At 64.9% G+C, this 14,188-nt stretch carries 20 protein-coding genes; 3 read left to right on the top strand and 17 right to left on the bottom strand.

The features are described from left to right. Positions 1-191: 191 nt before the first annotated feature. The 4 genes from H9532_RS07610 to H9532_RS07595 form a co-directional block, all read right to left on the bottom strand. Positions 192-1,202, bottom strand: a complete 1,011-nt coding sequence (locus tag H9532_RS07610; protein WP_296367007.1) for a hypothetical protein — start codon at positions 1,200-1,202, stop codon at positions 192-194. Continuing rightward, a complete protein-coding gene (locus tag H9532_RS07605; RefSeq protein WP_296367006.1) occupies positions 1,199-1,654 on the bottom strand; it encodes a hypothetical protein in 456 nt (151 codons plus the stop codon). The genes H9532_RS07610 and H9532_RS07605 overlap by 4 nt, the downstream gene beginning before the upstream one ends. A 209-nt stretch (positions 1,655-1,863) precedes the next feature. Continuing rightward, positions 1,864-2,097 carry a hypothetical protein gene (locus H9532_RS07600; RefSeq protein WP_296367005.1) on the bottom strand — a complete coding sequence of 78 codons (234 nt, stop codon included), beginning with the start codon at positions 2,095-2,097 and terminating at the stop codon, positions 1,864-1,866. A 229-nt stretch (positions 2,098-2,326) separates the two neighbouring features. Next, a complete protein-coding gene (locus H9532_RS07595) occupies positions 2,327-2,611 on the bottom strand; it encodes a galactose oxidase (RefSeq protein ID WP_296367002.1) in 285 nt (94 codons plus the stop codon). A 607-nt stretch (positions 2,612-3,218) separates the two neighbouring features. Between H9532_RS07595 and H9532_RS07590 the strand changes: the two genes are divergently transcribed. Beyond that, positions 3,219-3,527 carry a hypothetical protein gene (locus H9532_RS07590; RefSeq protein WP_296367000.1) on the top strand — a complete coding sequence of 103 codons (309 nt, stop codon included), beginning with the start codon at positions 3,219-3,221 and terminating at the stop codon, positions 3,525-3,527. Between the two features lie 78 nt (positions 3,528-3,605). Here the strand turns inward: H9532_RS07590 and H9532_RS07585 are convergent, their stop codons facing one another. The 3 genes from H9532_RS07585 to H9532_RS07575 form a co-directional block, all read right to left on the bottom strand. After that, positions 3,606-4,574, bottom strand: coding sequence for an RAD52 family DNA repair protein (locus tag H9532_RS07585; protein WP_296366998.1), 969 nt, complete (start codon positions 4,572-4,574; stop codon positions 3,606-3,608). 79 nt (positions 4,575-4,653) lie between these two features. Beyond that, positions 4,654-5,271 carry a siphovirus Gp157 family protein gene (locus tag H9532_RS07580; RefSeq protein WP_296366996.1) on the bottom strand — a complete coding sequence of 206 codons (618 nt, stop codon included), beginning with the start codon at positions 5,269-5,271 and terminating at the stop codon, positions 4,654-4,656. Positions 5,272-5,320: 49 nt separating this feature from the next. Next, complete coding sequence (locus H9532_RS07575; protein WP_296366994.1) at positions 5,321-5,842, bottom strand: SLOG family protein; 522 nt, start codon at positions 5,840-5,842, stop codon at positions 5,321-5,323. A 915-nt stretch (positions 5,843-6,757) separates the two neighbouring features. Between H9532_RS07575 and H9532_RS07570 the strand changes: the two genes are divergently transcribed. After that, positions 6,758-8,026, top strand: a complete 1,269-nt coding sequence (locus H9532_RS07570) for a hypothetical protein (protein ID WP_296367108.1) — start codon at positions 6,758-6,760, stop codon at positions 8,024-8,026. Here H9532_RS07570 and H9532_RS07565 read toward each other — a convergent pair. Both H9532_RS07565 and H9532_RS07560 read right to left on the bottom strand, forming a co-directional pair. After that, a complete protein-coding gene (locus tag H9532_RS07565) occupies positions 8,008-8,577 on the bottom strand; it encodes a PIN domain-containing protein (protein WP_296367107.1) in 570 nt (189 codons plus the stop codon). The genes H9532_RS07570 and H9532_RS07565 overlap by 19 nt on opposite strands. Before the next feature lies 1 nt (position 8,578). Next, positions 8,579-9,052 carry a helix-turn-helix domain-containing protein gene (locus H9532_RS07560; RefSeq protein WP_296367104.1) on the bottom strand — a complete coding sequence of 158 codons (474 nt, stop codon included), beginning with the start codon at positions 9,050-9,052 and terminating at the stop codon, positions 8,579-8,581. A gap of 117 nt (positions 9,053-9,169) precedes the next feature. Here H9532_RS07560 and H9532_RS07555 point away from each other — a divergent pair, with 117 nt between their 5' ends. After that, the gene (locus H9532_RS07555; RefSeq protein WP_296367102.1) at positions 9,170-9,559 is read left to right on the top strand and encodes a lysozyme inhibitor LprI family protein; all 390 of its coding nucleotides are present in this window, start codon (positions 9,170-9,172) and stop codon (positions 9,557-9,559) included. A gap of 14 nt (positions 9,560-9,573) precedes the next feature. On the opposite strand, the gene H9532_RS07550 is transcribed toward H9532_RS07555, so the two are convergent. The 8 genes from H9532_RS07550 to H9532_RS07515 all read right to left on the bottom strand — a co-directional run bounded on the left by H9532_RS07550 (position 9,574) and on the right by H9532_RS07515 (position 13,933). Next, on the bottom strand, positions 9,574-9,804 hold the full coding sequence (locus H9532_RS07550) for a helix-turn-helix domain-containing protein (protein WP_296367100.1): 231 nt from the start codon (positions 9,802-9,804) through the stop codon (positions 9,574-9,576). Continuing rightward, on the bottom strand, positions 9,804-10,610 hold the full coding sequence (locus H9532_RS07545; protein ID WP_296367098.1) for a KilA-N domain-containing protein: 807 nt from the start codon (positions 10,608-10,610) through the stop codon (positions 9,804-9,806). Before H9532_RS07545 ends, H9532_RS07550 begins: the two co-directional genes overlap by 1 nt. Then, positions 10,607-10,912, bottom strand: a complete 306-nt coding sequence (locus H9532_RS07540; RefSeq protein ID WP_296367096.1) for a hypothetical protein — start codon at positions 10,910-10,912, stop codon at positions 10,607-10,609. Before H9532_RS07540 ends, H9532_RS07545 begins: the two co-directional genes overlap by 4 nt. After that, on the bottom strand, positions 10,912-11,496 hold the full coding sequence (locus H9532_RS07535) for a hypothetical protein (protein ID WP_296367094.1): 585 nt from the start codon (positions 11,494-11,496) through the stop codon (positions 10,912-10,914). The genes H9532_RS07540 and H9532_RS07535 overlap by 1 nt, the downstream gene beginning before the upstream one ends. Next, complete coding sequence (locus H9532_RS07530; RefSeq protein WP_296367092.1) at positions 11,489-11,734, bottom strand: hypothetical protein; 246 nt, start codon at positions 11,732-11,734, stop codon at positions 11,489-11,491. Before H9532_RS07530 ends, H9532_RS07535 begins: the two co-directional genes overlap by 8 nt. Continuing rightward, the gene (locus tag H9532_RS07525) at positions 11,731-12,501 is read right to left on the bottom strand and encodes a hypothetical protein (RefSeq protein WP_296367090.1); all 771 of its coding nucleotides are present in this window, start codon (positions 12,499-12,501) and stop codon (positions 11,731-11,733) included. Before H9532_RS07525 ends, H9532_RS07530 begins: the two co-directional genes overlap by 4 nt. Before the next feature lie 90 nt (positions 12,502-12,591). Further along, positions 12,592-13,311, bottom strand: a complete 720-nt coding sequence (locus H9532_RS07520; RefSeq protein ID WP_296367088.1) for an XRE family transcriptional regulator — start codon at positions 13,309-13,311, stop codon at positions 12,592-12,594. A gap of 244 nt (positions 13,312-13,555) precedes the next feature. Beyond that, complete coding sequence (locus H9532_RS07515; RefSeq protein WP_296367085.1) at positions 13,556-13,933, bottom strand: VRR-NUC domain-containing protein; 378 nt, start codon at positions 13,931-13,933, stop codon at positions 13,556-13,558. Positions 13,934-14,188: the final 255 nt, after the last annotated feature.

The raw sequence follows: 14,188 nt of genomic DNA, 5'->3' as shown, positions 1-14,188 counted from the left end.
GACCAAGTGTTTGGTGTTGATCAGCAAAGACTTCCGGCTGGACTGCACTCCCGCAGGCCCCACTAGCGCCGCGGCCATTGGCACACCATGCTGTATGGCGAGAATCGTCAGAGCCGGTGGATGCAGTGGTTCCAGCCGGTGTACGTGGGGCTGAGTTGAGCTTCAAAGAGTGGCAAGCATCTGAGAAGGACTCACTGCCCCAACAGGTCCATCTGCTCCGCTGGTCTCTTGAGGATCTCAATGGATTCCACCGCCACAAGCCTGGGCTGTTCATCGGCCGCAGCCTCGTAGCTACCTCTGACCCGGACGGAGCAGTCGAGGATCTCGCGCGCCTGCCCCTTGTGCCGATCGTCGTAGATGCAGCGGATACCGCGCTGATACCGGGCTCCTCGGATCTCGAAGCGCAGGGCGTCCAGGTCGATCTCCCGCACCACCCCCTCGAAGGCATCAGTTCCCCGGAAGCGCTGTCCTGATGCCTGATCCAAGGATCGCTGCAGGATCTTGCCGCTCTCTCGGGTGAGCGCCGCGGGCGCCACCTTGCTTTCCCCCGGACAACTGAGGAACAGCTCGGTGATGGCCTTGCTCCTGGGGGTGGGTGCAAGCTTCTGGGCCGCCACCATTACGGTGTCACGAACAGCTGGGTCCGGGAACAGGGAATAAACATCCTCACTGACGGCTTCATCCTTGATGAGCCGAGGAATCAGAGGAAGGCTGCACACTGCTTCACGGACGGCTTCATAGAGGCCATCGGTCACGCCCTCAAGTACCAGCTGACCTTGAGCGCCAACATCATCTGGCCTCGGGACCCGCATTCCCACGACCAGGCTTCCATAGGCCAGCCCTGAGAGATACGGATCCAGGTCTGCCGGCCAGCGAACACGCTTCTCTTCGCTGAGACCAGCGATCGATTTGGCGATCTTCTGAATCTGCGTACGCAGCTTCGAGAATGCACCGGTGACAAGGGAAATGGGGGGTTCGTGGGTCATCACACCTGGCCCCGTAAATCGAGCGACCAGATCGGCGTGATCTGCCAGTGATGCGTAGGGGAACTCGTCCCGATAGAGCCTGGCGAGCAGCTCGAAATACGGCGCGCTGATCAGCTCAGGATCCTTGCCAAGCCGCACTGCCAGCTCCCGAGCTGCCAGGAGCTCGCGGTGAATGATACGGGCCTTGCCCTCGACGATGTCGATCCAGCCGCTCATAACATCAACCTCAGCAGCCCTTTCTTGATCTTGCAATCAAGCTCTTTTTCAAGTGCTTTTCTTGGATCGCAAGACCGGAAGTAACTCACAAAGTCCTGATCAAGCTTCTCTAGACTGGGGCGCATGTCAATCTTGTAAGCACCAAAGAGTTCGACATTGCGCAAGTACAGCATTTGCCCCTCCCACTGCTGATCGCTTGGCAAGCCCTGCAACTCAATCACGAGGTTGATATTTGCTGGGCTCTCTTCTGAAGTGACATAGCTGCCATCGAGCACAAGTGGCGGAATTGCCGTGAAACGATCCAGGAGTTCGTCTCTGATAAAAGCCTGCAGCGACTCTGTCAGCCTGCGGCGTTGCTCATTCCATACCAGTGCCGCCTCCACTTCTCTCATCGTGCACGCGTAAATTCCATCATCTAGCAATCCATACTCATTAAAATCAGGGATTGGCATGCTCACCAACCTCTGGTTTCCCGTGCGCACCCCCCTCTGATGCCCCAGACGCTGGTGGGGCCGTTGCCACAATGGGAGTCGGCGGTGTAGTTGAGCATCGGCTGGGAGGGACCCCCGGTTTATACCCATCCCGATCGCCAGACGGAACCAACCGACAGGGTTTCGGTAAATCCCGGCCGGCAGTGCCAGCCGGGAGAGGCGCTGGCGCCTCAGAGCACGTGCACCCTGGCCTGGGGCCCAAGCACCCGCTGCTGATTGGAGGCCAGGATCAGGGCCTCGGCCCTGGGCACGTAGTGCGGCAGGGCGCTGATGTGCCCCTCGCGATCGAGGAACAGCACCCGCAGCAGCTGGCCGGCGGCATCGAGCAGGTGCACCGAGATGATGCGGATCGGGCAGGCGCGGACCAGGGGAGTGGCGGCCATGGCTGGGCTGGCGAACGACACCGCCGTTCAGCCCCGGCGCCGCCAGCGGCGCGCAAGGGTCGCGCAGCGAAGCGAAGCGACTCGCGTCAGCCCTTGCGCGGTGCGCAAGCCGGGGCAGGCCGGGTGGCGTGATCGCCAGCCCCGTGGCCTGCCCACCATGACCGCCGCCTGCCTGACGCACCTCGTCTGATGGACCGATGCAGGCCAGCCGGCCCAGCCGGGTTTCGGTGTCCTCGTCGTCCATGGCAGATCAAGCCACGTCCGGAGCCCTGCCCGCCTGGCGGGCCATGTCGTCGGTCCAACCTTGGCAGCAGCTGGTGAGGTGCTCCCCGTGGGCGATCAAGCCCTGGTGCAGCTGGCAGGTGAGCAGCGGGATGCAGTTCACGCCCGCTTGGTGCTGGAACCAGTGGCAAGTCATGCAGACCTTGTGGCTCCGTGCCTGCTCCAGCACCTCCTGGTCGAGGAACGGCCACTCCTCAGTAGGGAGATCGATCCGATCGGCTGGCCCTATCGGGCGGGGACGATGAAGCGCCATCAGCGACTCCATAGAAGTACAAGCGTACTAGCAAGGGGCCGGGCAACGGAGTCACGCCGGGGTCCGCCCAGGCCTGAGCGAGGCGCAAGGCGATGCGGGCAGCCTGTTTTTCGACTGGCACAAGCCCTTATTGAGAACGAGTGAGAACCGTTGCCGCGCAGGGGCTCTCAATTTCAGGTTTGGCTGCAGGTTGTGGCGGTTCTCGGGATGCCCAACCGCGAAGCTCTCGGAGCCAGATCACCAGGGGGCGATCCTAGGGCTGACCACCAAATGTGGCAAGACGTAAAGGCGCTGGACGCTACCCGTGGTGTTGGGCTCCAAAACCCGGTGTTAGACCTTGATGTCCGCGGGGCCGGCCTTTCGGAACGAGAAAGGCCGGGGGGAGTTGGAGCCCTCTGCTTCTACCCATGCGGGCCCTTGTTCATGACTCTGCAGTCAGCCCATGGCTAGTGATTCCGGGCCTTCCACGCCGCCCGACCAGTCCATTTCCTTCCGCCCCTCGCTCTGTGGACAGCGATCGAGTGAAGACGCGGCGCACCGCTCGGCATCCCCAAGGGTGCGGCTGTGGTGCAGCACCAGCCCCCTCGCTTGAAGAGGACAACCAGCGATGGCGGTGCAACCAACCCGAGCTTTTCTCCACGAGGTGGTGACCAGCGCGACCGGTCCTGACGGGACGTTGTACGTCGTGGGGTACGTCTTTGATGCAGACCACGACAGGCATCTGGTCTTTGCCACCAGCGCCAACTTTGAGGATCCCAGGGTTCTGCCGTTGATGAAGGGCCAGGAGATCAACCTGACTTGTGGGAGTCCATGCCTGGAGGTGCTGCCGCTGAGTCAACAGAGTGAGGAAGTCCAGCATCACGTAGCTGAGCAACTCTCCCAGCTTTCGATCGAGTCCTTGATCTGCATTCGCTGAGCTCACGGTGGTCAGGTGATGCGATGAGGCCCCACTCCAGGTGGAGCTGTGACGGGGCCATCCATGCGCTTCCGGTCACTACTGCTGCTCGACTTGGCGCACATCTCGGTGCGACACAAGGAAGGCCTCAATCCAGTCGTGGTGGCACTTCTGATTGATCCGATCGGCGATCGTCACCGCCTCCTCGGGCACCTGGAACCGCTTGCGGAAGGCCCGGGTGAGGCTCTCCAGCCGAGGGCGGGGCAGGGCCCGCAGGCTGCTGTGGAGGCGCTGGATCGTGTCGGCATCGAGGGCCTGCTGGCCGGGATCGACCAGGGCCGGGGATGCAGTGGTGGGGGAGGGAGCGCCAGCCGCCGCCCGGCTCACGTAAGGCTGCTGCCCACCTGGCCGCTGCGCTCCCTCTCCCTGACCTGCTGCGCTGCTGACCTGCCTCTGCGCCTTGTCGTACAAGGCGAGGCCAAACGGGTTCCCAAAGGTCATCAGTGCCCGCTTCATGGCGTCGGTTTCGGCCTCCTTGAGGGCGGATTCATGGGCCTGGCCCAGGTCCACATCGATGCCGTGGCCGGCGCCGCTGCCCTCCCGAACCAGGGGCGTCAGGCTTCCGGCGGTAACGGTGACGCGCACGCGGGCGGTGTAGGTGACGCCCCAACCGGGCTTCTGATCCCGGCCGATCATGCGTTCGGCTTGGGCGACGCAACGGACGGCGATGGTCTGACGCTGCCAGCCATCGAAGCCAAAGATGCGGTTGGCTTCCGCGATCACCTGCCAACCCTCGAGATAGCTCACGCGGCTGCGTCCCTGCTCGCGCTGACGGACGTTGGCCCGATCGAGCGGGGCGGAGAGGGCGGCGAGCTGCTCGGGGGAGAAGCCAGGGGGATGAACCGGGACGGCGGCCGACGTGGCTTCCGGCGCGGCTGGAGGGAGCGCCTCGGCGCGGTCAGTTGAGCGGATCAGCTCCAGGGCCGATGGCGGCCTCTGGCTTGGTCGAGGAGGAGCGGGGCGGCTGGTGGTGCTGGCCCCGTTGGCAGAAGGAGCGGCGACGGTCATGGCGATGGAAGCAATGGTGTGAGGAGGAGAGGGCCCCGGCTGCAGCACCGGAACCCCACTTGCGGGCGGCCTGTGGCCGTCAGCAGATGCGCCAGGAGCGACGGGAGAGGAGCTGGGCACCGGTGATCTGCTCGCCGGCCTTCAGCGCTGCCTTGATGGCGGTCTTATCGGCCTGGAAGGTGGTCTTGACCGTGAGCCATTCGGGGTCGAGGAGCGCCTCGTTCTCGATGGCGACGGCGGTGGAGCGGGTGCTGCGCAGCTCGTGATTGGGGAACGAGAAGCGGGTGGCGGAGGGCTGCAGCCGAGTGAGCACCAGCACCAGCGATTCCTCCAAGGCATCGGCCCGACTGCCATCGGAACGCGACAGCTCGGTGAGTCGCTTGGCCTGCTGCTGGCGGTAAGTGGCCTGGCCGCGCAGGTGCTCGATCACCCAGCAAGTGGCATCGGCCTTGGCTGCGAGGGCCTGCTTGTTGCCCTCCTCGGCCAGCAGGGCGGCCTCCAGCTCGGCGAGCGCCTGGGACCGGGCGTCTTCGTCGTCGGCTTCCAGCTGCTGGGCCAGCTGGCCGATGGCAGTGGTGAGCTCCTGGGCCTCGATGCCCAGCTGCCAGAGGGAACCGGCGCGCTGCAGCGAGCAGGCGGGGCCTGCTGCTTGGGGGAGGGCCGGAGGGAGAGGAGCGGTGGTGGTGAGAACAGACATAAGGACGTGGATGAGGGTGGGAACGAGAAAGATGCGGGGCGTATGCCGATCAGGCGGCGAAGGGCTCCGGCGAGAACGGCGGCGGCACTTCCATCACCACCACCGGCACCGGCGAACGGACTGAGCAGCGCCGGGCCTGCTGCACCAGCGAGGCCGTGCCCGCACCACCGGGGAAGGCGATCACCAGCACCGAGGCGCTGAACGCTGGGGAGGTGCGGGCCTGGGCCTCCACCAGCGCCCGCTCCAGCAGACGCCGATTGCGGATGGGGCCGGCGGAGCGGCCATAGCGGCGCCACTCGGCGGCAAGGGCCTGGACCCGCCAACCGAGCTGATGGGCGGCACGCCCGATGGCCTGATCGGCACCACGGGCACCGCCATGCACCAGCAGATGGACGGCGCGACCACCGCTGCGCTGGAGCAGGGCGGAGGCGATGCGCTCTTGAGGCCAGACGAGATCACGGCCACCGGCAGCGACAATGACAACCGAGCGATGCGCCAGCACCGGCGACGGCAGGAGACCGGGAAGCGGCAATGCAGCGGCCTGGGCCACTGCAGCAGAGAACAAGCTCATGGGCTACAGAGCAAACGAACAGGGCAAGTTGCCCGAAGATTTCATTGCCGCAGGCGATGGGCTCGTGGCCTTTGGCGCAGCCTTTATTCTACCAGTACAAACGCACTGCAAGGGGACCAAAAAGGCTGCGGCGCAGTGGATCTACGCAAAGCGAGACCATACTGGGACGAGCTTGGAGGCTGATAAGCAAGTCCGCCAAATTCAGCACTGAATGCCCAGCTGGCCGCGCAGCCGCGCGAGGGGGCTTAGGACCTCATTCCAGCCCCATCAACGCGGGCAAACGCCCGGCCACCGCAGCCGCGGGAGAGCGGCCCTGCCCGCCACCCCCGCACCGGCCCCGGAGCGGAGGGCGGAGGCGGCTGGCCGATGCACGCCACGGTGCAGCCGTGGCACGCTGAAGGACGGCCGTCGCCGACCGGACGCACTGCTGAAACCACAGGGGCCGCGACGCTTGTTATTCCATGCCTTCGATCTTTCGACCACGCTGGATTCAACTTTCAGATCCTGCTTCTACCTCGCGGACTTGGCGAAGGATTGCCTTGGGCAAAGGAATGCTGGGTTCGCATAAAGAGAACGTCCTTCGCAGAGCAGCCCGCGCCCCTTTGCCCTGCCTCCGCCGGCTCCAACCTGCGCCCTCTCACAGCAGGGGAGAAGGCCAGAAGCTTCTCACAGACCTTCTCACATCCAAGCCTGAAGGAATACGAGACTCACTGCAGCACGGGCAGTTTGCTCAACTAGCCAAGAAGCTTCCCAAGCTGAACGTCGCCGGTTCGAGCCCGGTCACCCGCTTCTAGTCCAGGCCTGAGAAATCCCTCCTAAAGCCAGTCTGGCACTGGCTTTAGGGCCGCCAGCGGCTGACCACACCTGACAGGCCGTGCCAGGCTGTAGGGGCGACCTTCTCACAGACCTTCTCACATGTCTGAGGCAGCCCCCTGGGAGATCGCCATCCGCGTGGAGGCGGCTCACGCCTTGTCCCGCAAGGGATGTCCAAGGGGATGGTCGCTGGCGGAGCACCGAGGGCTCACCCGGCTGAACATCACAGCCAAAGCGGGCGGCGGCAAGCGGCGTCAGATACAACTTCCGATCCCCTGGCACTTCGACCACGCCAAGAAGATTGGCGATGCCGTTTGCAGGATCTACGACGATTTCAGCAGCGGAATAGAGCCCGAACTGGCAGCAAAGAAGATCACGTTCACTTCAACAGAAGAATCAGATGACGGATCCACTGCCACCCAAAGGTCCAATCTTGAACAGCAGACAGACTGGAATGCCCTGATTCAACGTTATCGCGAGTACAAAATCCGCAGCGGCGAAATCAAGGACTCCACCTGGACCAGGGTGCATCGGCACCACATGAAGCTGGTTCTGGAAGCCTTCGCCACCCGTCAGCCACCCCGAAGCGCCACTCAGCTGCTGGATCGGCTCACCCTGCACTGGGCGGACAAGCCCGGTGGGCGGACCCGGCAGATTCAGATGCAGGCCACCTCGGCCCTGCTCCGCTGGGCGGTGGCCCAGGGCCAGCTCCCGGCAGCCAGCTGGGAGCCACCAACCGACCTGAGCCCCTTTGTGGGGCGGTCACGCTCTGCGAAAGCGGTCACCACCCCCCTGGAAGTGGACCACATCCTGGCGTTGGTGCGGGCTTTGCCCGACCCGCGTTGGCGACTGGCCTTCCAACTGATGGCCGCCTATGGATTGCGCCCCGAGGAGCTCCAGCACCTGCAGTTACGCGATGGGCGCCTGTGGTGCACCTATGAAAAGGTTGCCTCCCGCGGTAAGACCAAACCTCGCGCCCTGCGGCTGCTGCCTTGCGATGACTGGGCAGTCGACTGGAAGCTAGCCGAGCAGTTCTGCCCTGACGATCTCCCCCCGATGCGTGCTGGCTTTTGCGGCAACGACATCAGGCAGTACCTGCACCGACGCACCCTCTGGAACAAACTCCGGCAGGAGTACGAAGCCAAGGGCGAGAAGCTCGTGCCCTACTCCTGCCGGCACGGCTACGCGCACCGGGCCCACGTGATCTGCGACCTGCCACCCAAGGTGGTGGCCGCGGCAATGGGGCACAGCGTCCAGACCCACCTGGCGGCCTACAGCCGCTGGTGCGGGGATGACGTGGTGGATGACGCCTTCGCCAAGGCGGAACAACGGCTGGGCCAGGGGCTTCGCGTTCAGAGCTCAGCGGCGTAGTGCCGCACGGCCTCCGAGAACCTGCTCAACCCTTGTTCCTCCAGGGTTACCAGGTACTCCTCGACTGTCTTGGGTGGGTTCTTCAGACTGGCCCGGTGCTGCCGCATCGCCGTGCAGACCCGTTCGGCATCCAGGTTCAGTTGATCCACCAGAAACGAATCGGGATGGCAGGCGCCAAGGCCATAGCTCGCCAGGGCGTGATCCGGGAAGTCATTCAGGTTGAAGGTGATGATCAGATCGGCTCCGCACTTGATGGCGGCAGCCAGAACATGGCGGTCATCCGGATCTGGTAATTCCAGGGCTGGAATCAGGGGCTGATGGCCATCCACCAGCGCATCACGCACGTGGGCATTCATCAGCGAGCGGGTGCGCTCCAGCTGCGCTCTGGAGAGATCGGGCCGGTTACGCAGCACAGCGTTGATCCACTCGTCGTGAATCTGGTTGCTCCAGCGGGCCCGGTAGAGATCCGTGAGCGCCAGGCGCATCAGCAGATCGCGGAGTGGAGCCGGATAGAGAACGCAAGCGTCGTAGACGACGGTGAAGCGATTCACCTCAGTAGCCCATCCCCAGCTCCTGGGCCTGGGCAGCCAACTCATCGAGGGCCGCGGCACGCTGCTGATCGATGGCGTGCTTGTAGGCCATCAAGTCGGCTAGGCGGATGCGCCGATGGGTGCCGACCTTGCGGAAAGGGATCTCCCCTTGCGTCAGGCGCTCGATCAGGAAGGGCCGCGAGACGTTCAGCAGATCAGCGGCCTGCTGGGTGGTCAGCTCGGCGTGCACCGGCACCAGCGTGACGGCATTGCCCTGGGCCATCTGCACCAGGATTCCCTGCAGCAACTCCAGCACCGCGGCCGGGATGGGAACGGATGCGCGCTGGCCACCCTCCAGATCGAGGGAGAGGCTGGCTTGACGTAGGCCATGGCTGGCACGGAAGCCAGCGAGATCGCGCAAGCTCGCCCCTGCGGCCTCAGCCGCCTCAGCCGTTGGGATCACGGGCTCAATGGAGCCGGGGAGAGCGACGGCCATGGACAGGAGGAGGGGAAGGCCACGCGAATCGTAATCGAAATAATCGCAGCAACCGCAGCTTCCGCAAGAGCGTCGGGCTGGTGCGTCCTATGCCTGCTCAGGTCCATGCCTGGTTCGATGGTGTCCGGCTCCGTGCCCCTCCTGCTGCTCGCTCCGTTGGTGATCTCAGCAGTGCTGATTCCAGGGTCCGCCCAGGCTGCGGACGACAGCCTGAACCAATCCGTGCAGCAGCTGCGGCGATTTCCCTTTCAGCCCGACTGCGACGGCAACACCCAGGAAATCGTGGCCTGCCTATGGCGCCAGCGGAATCAGAACGACGTCACGCTGCAGCGACTGCTGGGCAGCTCAGCCCTTCTGGAGCAATGGCGCACCAGCCGCCGGCAGGTCTGCGAGCGAGCCGCAGCGAAGGCGGAGGGGGGCTCGATCCATCCCATCGTCTGGCTGGGCTGCGAGAACAAGCTCAATGCCGCTCTGATCAAGGAGATCAGCCAGCCACTGGTTCCCTGATCGGACCTCGATAGCTACAGGTGGCGCCGGCTCCAGCCGGTGATGGTGGCCTCCACGTTCTCCAGGTGCCACTGCAGTGGCCCCCGTCCCTGGGTGCAGCCCCAGCGGCGGTAGTGCTTGCCCGGGGTGAGCACCCCTCGCAGCCGCAGCTGGCGGAGGGTTTCGCGGCTCATCCCCAGGGCAGCGCAGGCTTCTGCCGTCGTGACCCAGACCCGCTGGTGGGATGACGTTGTCGGCGTGTCCATCAGCCCCCGGCCAGTTGGGCGCGGCAGCGCTTGAGGGTGTTGATCAACCAGGAGCGGCGGTAGCTCTTGACCTGGCGCGGGGCCCCATCAACAAACTGTTGGCGGCAGGGGGGCTCTTCGCCGAACTCTTCGCGGTACGCCCTGGCCACGAGCCGGCCGGCTGCGCAGAACTGGTTGCGCGGAAGCGCTTGCTGGAACACCTCCAGCCAGGCGTCTCCCAGGGTGAGCTCCTCGTCAGTCGGGGCACCGGGCAGCAGCCCCGAGCTTGCGGTCAGGACGTTGCTGCGCACGATGTCCTTGAACAGGAGCTCGTCGCGTTGATCCAGGCCGCCGAGCCGCTCGAACAGGCTGATGCTGCGTTCCACCAGGGCGATCACCTCGGCCTCCCTGAGCCGGGGTGGTGGTGTTTCCACAGGAGCCAGTTGAGCCTGCTGGACGCTCTCCAGGAACCAGCTGTCCATCCACACCGCGAACGGCGCGCTGATCCAGCGGGCCAGATCGACCGCGACCTGGGGATGGACCCAGGTGCCACCGCCACCGGCACCGCCTGAGCGGGACTCAACAAGGGCGTGGACGGAAATTCCGGCCACGCTTTCCAGCGCGTCTAGATAGAGCTGGCACCGGTCGGACTCTCGGTAGTCCTTCCACCGCTTGCCGTTGGCCTTGCACATGGCCGTGGCATTCACGTAGCCATCGCTGGTGCGCCGAGAGATCGGCGTGCCGTTCCAGGAGCGGGAGACCAGAGCGGGGTGATTCATCGAGGCAACAGGTGCAGCTGGATGGGATGACGTCGTCGCGTTGTTCATCGGTCTGAAAGCGGTGTGACGGGGGGAACCTCACCGGCGTCAATGCCGGCAACGGGGCGGAAGACGGTGCTTGTGCTGGCCACCGGCCGCGGCGGAACGGGCCCGGCGAGCACCAGCAGCAGGGTGCTCAGCTGAAAGAGGAGCACCAGGAACACCAGCAGGCGAAGGCCGGCCAGGCTGGAGGCCGTGACCATGACGGTGGGCCGGCGGGTGCGGCAGAACGCAGGCAGCTGGGGACCGGGCCGCTGAAGGTGCCTGCCCCTCCAGGCCCCGGCGTTGTGGTCCTGACGATCGAGTGGCATCAGAACAGCTCCTCGTCGTCGGCAGCGCCGGCGCTCCAATCACCGGCAGCAGCGCCGGTTGTGGTGTAGCCCTCGACCTCCTCAAACCCGTCGGTGGGATCGACCTGCTCGTAGGGCACGAACTCCACGACCTGAACGGCCCGAGGCTGGAAGGTCATGCCGCAGCCATTCTCCCCGTCCCAGTCGTAGATGTCGAAGGCGACGACCACCTTGGAGCCGTTGCCGATGGCGGCCCCATCCCAGGGCTGCTTTTTGGCATCGACGATGCGGGGGCCCTCAGACAGAGAGCCGTCGCGCCGCTGAAACTGCGGCACCTTGAAGCGCACCACCGTGATCTCGCTGGGCTTCTCCTTGTCGGGCTTCCAGGGGAAGCCCTTTTCGGCGCGGCGCTTGCGGCTGCCGTGCAGGGCGATGAACTGGTCCTCCATCGCCAGCAGGAAGGACTGGGCCTTCTCGTCGCTGTTGGCGAGCAGGAGATCGGCAGTCCAGGCCTTGGGTTTGCTCTTGTCGAGCTGTTGCCTCGGGGTGATCAGGTGAGCCCAACGCACTTCGGCGAGGGGCGTACGGAAGATGTCTTTAGCCATGGGATGAATAGGTGGAAATCTGGTGTTGATCGAATGGAGGAAGGGGCGGCAGGCCAAAGCGCTCGCGCAGCAGGTGATGCACCGCTCCGCTGGCGGAGATGTTGTGGCGCTCCATCACCTCGCGGATCCGCAGGTACACATCGGTGCGCACCTGGGTCTGGATGAAATGGCGACCAGCCTGAGAGCGGGGCTGCTCGCCGTAGCGGCGTGGCGGCCGTGGGCGATGGCTCTCGCTCATGGTCCTGGCTCCGCAGGAGCTTCTGCCTGCACCTGGACCTGCGCTTCTTCGAGGAAGAGCGCGATGAAGTCGCTGTGCTGCCGTTGGGTGATGCGATCACCGATGGAGCGGGCATTGCGCGGCACCTGGAAGTGCTCGCGGAACGCAGTGGTCAGCTCCCGGCGCGTGGCCTGGGGCAGATCGAGCACACGGCGGTGAACCTCACTGACCTCCTCAGGGGTGAGGGGAGCCAGAGCTGGATCAGCGTCTGCAGGAGCGCCGTCATCCCTGGAATCAGCCAGGGGGACTGGCCCCTCAGGAGACGGATCCTCGGCTCGCTGATCGGGACAAATCTGTGGCAGAGGATTCACGTCAGACTTTCCAGTCGCCTGCTCCTCTGCATCTACACAGGGCTCTACAGCCCGAGCCTGAGTGGACACAGGAATGCCCAGCAGCATGGCCAACATCAGACCGGTGGTTTCGGCCAGATCACTGGCCTCATCGGCCCAGGACTCGCTGTAGAGCTCGGCCCCGGCGACGTGCATCACCGTGACTTGAAGCCTGGAGCGGCCTTGCTGCTCGCGCAGGCGGGCGGACCAGCCGATCCCGCCGCGGAAGGCAGGGCGGGCTGAGTGCATCACCTCCGCCAGATCGGCGGCGGCAATGGGGGACACCTCAGCCTGAAAGCTGGCCAGGGCATGGGTGAGCTGTTGCTCGGGGGTGGCGTGGGCCAGGACGGCCGGCGGCGCCTCAATGCCGGCCCCTGGAGGCCTGGGGGGTGAAGCCATGACGGATCGAATCGGGCGGTTGCCCGCTGGTCCGGATCTTAGAGCTCTTTGCTGGAAGCCGCACTCATAGCGACTGTTAATTCCTAGCCATCAGGCCTTGACTGGCTTCTTGGCTTTGCGGCCGCTGGGCTTGGCGCCCTTCCTGTTGGCCGCCTCCCACTGGTCCAGCCAGCGCTTGGGCAGGTAGAGGTCGCCCTCGATCCACAACGGGACCAGCTCCTCCGGCTTGTAGTCGCCGAAGCCCGTGAGCACGGCATAGAAGCGCTTGCGATGCTCTTCGCTGGCCTCGACCGCCAGGGAGTTGAGGGCGTCGCTGGGCTCGAGGCCGCATTCGTCGACAACCCGGCGCATCTGGTTGCGCCACTTGCTCGAGAGCTCCGTGGCCTTGCGCTGGCCAACGGTCGGCGCGGGGGTGGTGCGGAATGCTTCCGGCACATCTCTTAGACCGCAGTAGCAGGCCCAGAGCTCCAGGGGCGTCCAGGTTGGGCAGTCGTTGTCACCCAGGGGAATGGCGTTCTCGAGCTTCTCCTTGATCGCCTGGCTCTTGACCGGGCCCCAGTCCTTGTCGGCGATGCGGCGGTTCAGCTCGCCCAGCTGCCAGAAGGCCTTCTGGCGCAGCTCGCCGGCCTTGCCCTGCTCGATCACCGAGAGGTTGCCGTAGGAGATCGCATCGAAGCCGGCCTCTTCCGCCCAGCTGCAGGCGGTGTATTGGGTCCAGCCGTTGGTTCTTCGCCAGTTCAGCAGCATCCGACCGAACGCTGCGCGGTTCTCCTCCTGGCGCTCAAGCAGCTCCGCGTAGGTGATGGCCACGTTCAGGATCCTGAATGGGATTTCCCGAACCATACGGCAGACTTGGCACTCCTAGTCACGTCCTGACACGTCCTGGCATATCAGGTCCGAGCCTGTCCAAGCCTCTGCAGGATCTGCTTGGCAAGTTGGCCAGTGATCACCTTCCCTGTCTCTGCCTGCAATCTCAGAGCAAGGGTGTAGGGGTGCTCGTCCGGGTGGGCCTGCGTGAGACGCCTCAGCTGCTGCTTCAGTTCTGCCGGATCCATCAGTGTCCCAGCCGTACTTGCCTCGGGGTGCCAAGCAGCTGCTCGGCTTCATCCACGGAGCGGCAGACCGCTGCCGCGCCTCCGAGCTCCTGCACGAGGCGCAGGAAGGCCCGCTGCTCCGGGCTGAGCACGCCCTGGGCTGTCTTGACCTCCAGGGCGACGAACTGGGCGAGCCGCTGGCCGACCAGCTCGGGCGTGATCTCCAGCGCGCGCAGGCCGATCAGGTCGCTGCTGCCCTTGCAGAGCCCAAAGCGCACGAAGCGTCCCTGCTGGTCGACCAGGGCACCGGTGTTGTTGCGCCAGAGCCGCACGGCCCCGCGGCCGCAGGCCAGGCGAATGCGCTGCTGGATCTCGTGTTCGCTGGGGGAGAAGGCCATGCCTCCTGTTGCCAGACTCGGGCCAGCGACCACCCTGGCGAGCGCCTTACCAGGCCACACCGCCCTTCAGTCGCGGCAGCCAGGCCTGACTGAAATTGACTTCCGGCCTATACCTACGTATGCCAAGCAGGACATCGTCAGCCACCAAGGAAATGCACCCGCCATTGATTGGCCATACCTTTTTCCGTCCACTGACGGCCCTGATCCTGACCTGGCAGACCTTGCAGGGCTTGAGTAGCAGCGCCCTCGCACAGT

Source organism: Vulcanococcus sp. Clear-D1 (assembly GCF_014654725.1).
Taxonomy (GTDB): Bacteria; Cyanobacteriota; Cyanobacteriia; order PCC-6307; family Cyanobiaceae; genus Vulcanococcus.
This window is presented reverse-complemented; position numbering and strand designations above follow the sequence as displayed.

Bases quoted from the DNA above. Each gene is read 5' to 3' on its own strand.
- H9532_RS07610 (WP_296367007.1), bottom strand. From the start codon at position 1,202: ATGAGCGGCTGGATCGACATCGTCGAGGGCAAGGCCCGTATCATTCAC.
- H9532_RS07605 (WP_296367006.1), bottom strand. From the start codon at position 1,654: ATGCCAATCCCTGATTTTAATGAGTATGGATTGCTAGATGATGGAATT.
- H9532_RS07595 (WP_296367002.1), bottom strand. From the start codon at position 2,611: ATGGCGCTTCATCGTCCCCGCCCGATAGGGCCAGCCGATCGGATCGAT.
- H9532_RS07590 (WP_296367000.1), top strand. From the start codon at position 3,219: ATGGCGGTGCAACCAACCCGAGCTTTTCTCCACGAGGTGGTGACCAGC.
- H9532_RS07585 (WP_296366998.1), bottom strand. From the start codon at position 4,574: ATGACCGTCGCCGCTCCTTCTGCCAACGGGGCCAGCACCACCAGCCGC.
- H9532_RS07580 (WP_296366996.1), bottom strand. From the start codon at position 5,271: ATGTCTGTTCTCACCACCACCGCTCCTCTCCCTCCGGCCCTCCCCCAA.
- H9532_RS07575 (WP_296366994.1), bottom strand. From the start codon at position 5,842: ATGAGCTTGTTCTCTGCTGCAGTGGCCCAGGCCGCTGCATTGCCGCTT.
- H9532_RS07570 (WP_296367108.1), top strand. From the start codon at position 6,758: ATGTCTGAGGCAGCCCCCTGGGAGATCGCCATCCGCGTGGAGGCGGCT.
- H9532_RS07560 (WP_296367104.1), bottom strand. From the start codon at position 9,052: ATGGCCGTCGCTCTCCCCGGCTCCATTGAGCCCGTGATCCCAACGGCT.
- H9532_RS07555 (WP_296367102.1), top strand. From the start codon at position 9,170: ATGGTGTCCGGCTCCGTGCCCCTCCTGCTGCTCGCTCCGTTGGTGATC.
- H9532_RS07550 (WP_296367100.1), bottom strand. From the start codon at position 9,804: ATGGACACGCCGACAACGTCATCCCACCAGCGGGTCTGGGTCACGACG.
- H9532_RS07545 (WP_296367098.1), bottom strand. From the start codon at position 10,610: ATGAACAACGCGACGACGTCATCCCATCCAGCTGCACCTGTTGCCTCG.
- H9532_RS07540 (WP_296367096.1), bottom strand. From the start codon at position 10,912: ATGCCACTCGATCGTCAGGACCACAACGCCGGGGCCTGGAGGGGCAGG.
- H9532_RS07535 (WP_296367094.1), bottom strand. From the start codon at position 11,496: ATGGCTAAAGACATCTTCCGTACGCCCCTCGCCGAAGTGCGTTGGGCT.
- H9532_RS07530 (WP_296367092.1), bottom strand. From the start codon at position 11,734: ATGAGCGAGAGCCATCGCCCACGGCCGCCACGCCGCTACGGCGAGCAG.
- H9532_RS07525 (WP_296367090.1), bottom strand. From the start codon at position 12,501: ATGGCTTCACCCCCCAGGCCTCCAGGGGCCGGCATTGAGGCGCCGCCG.
- H9532_RS07515 (WP_296367085.1), bottom strand. From the start codon at position 13,933: ATGGCCTTCTCCCCCAGCGAACACGAGATCCAGCAGCGCATTCGCCTG.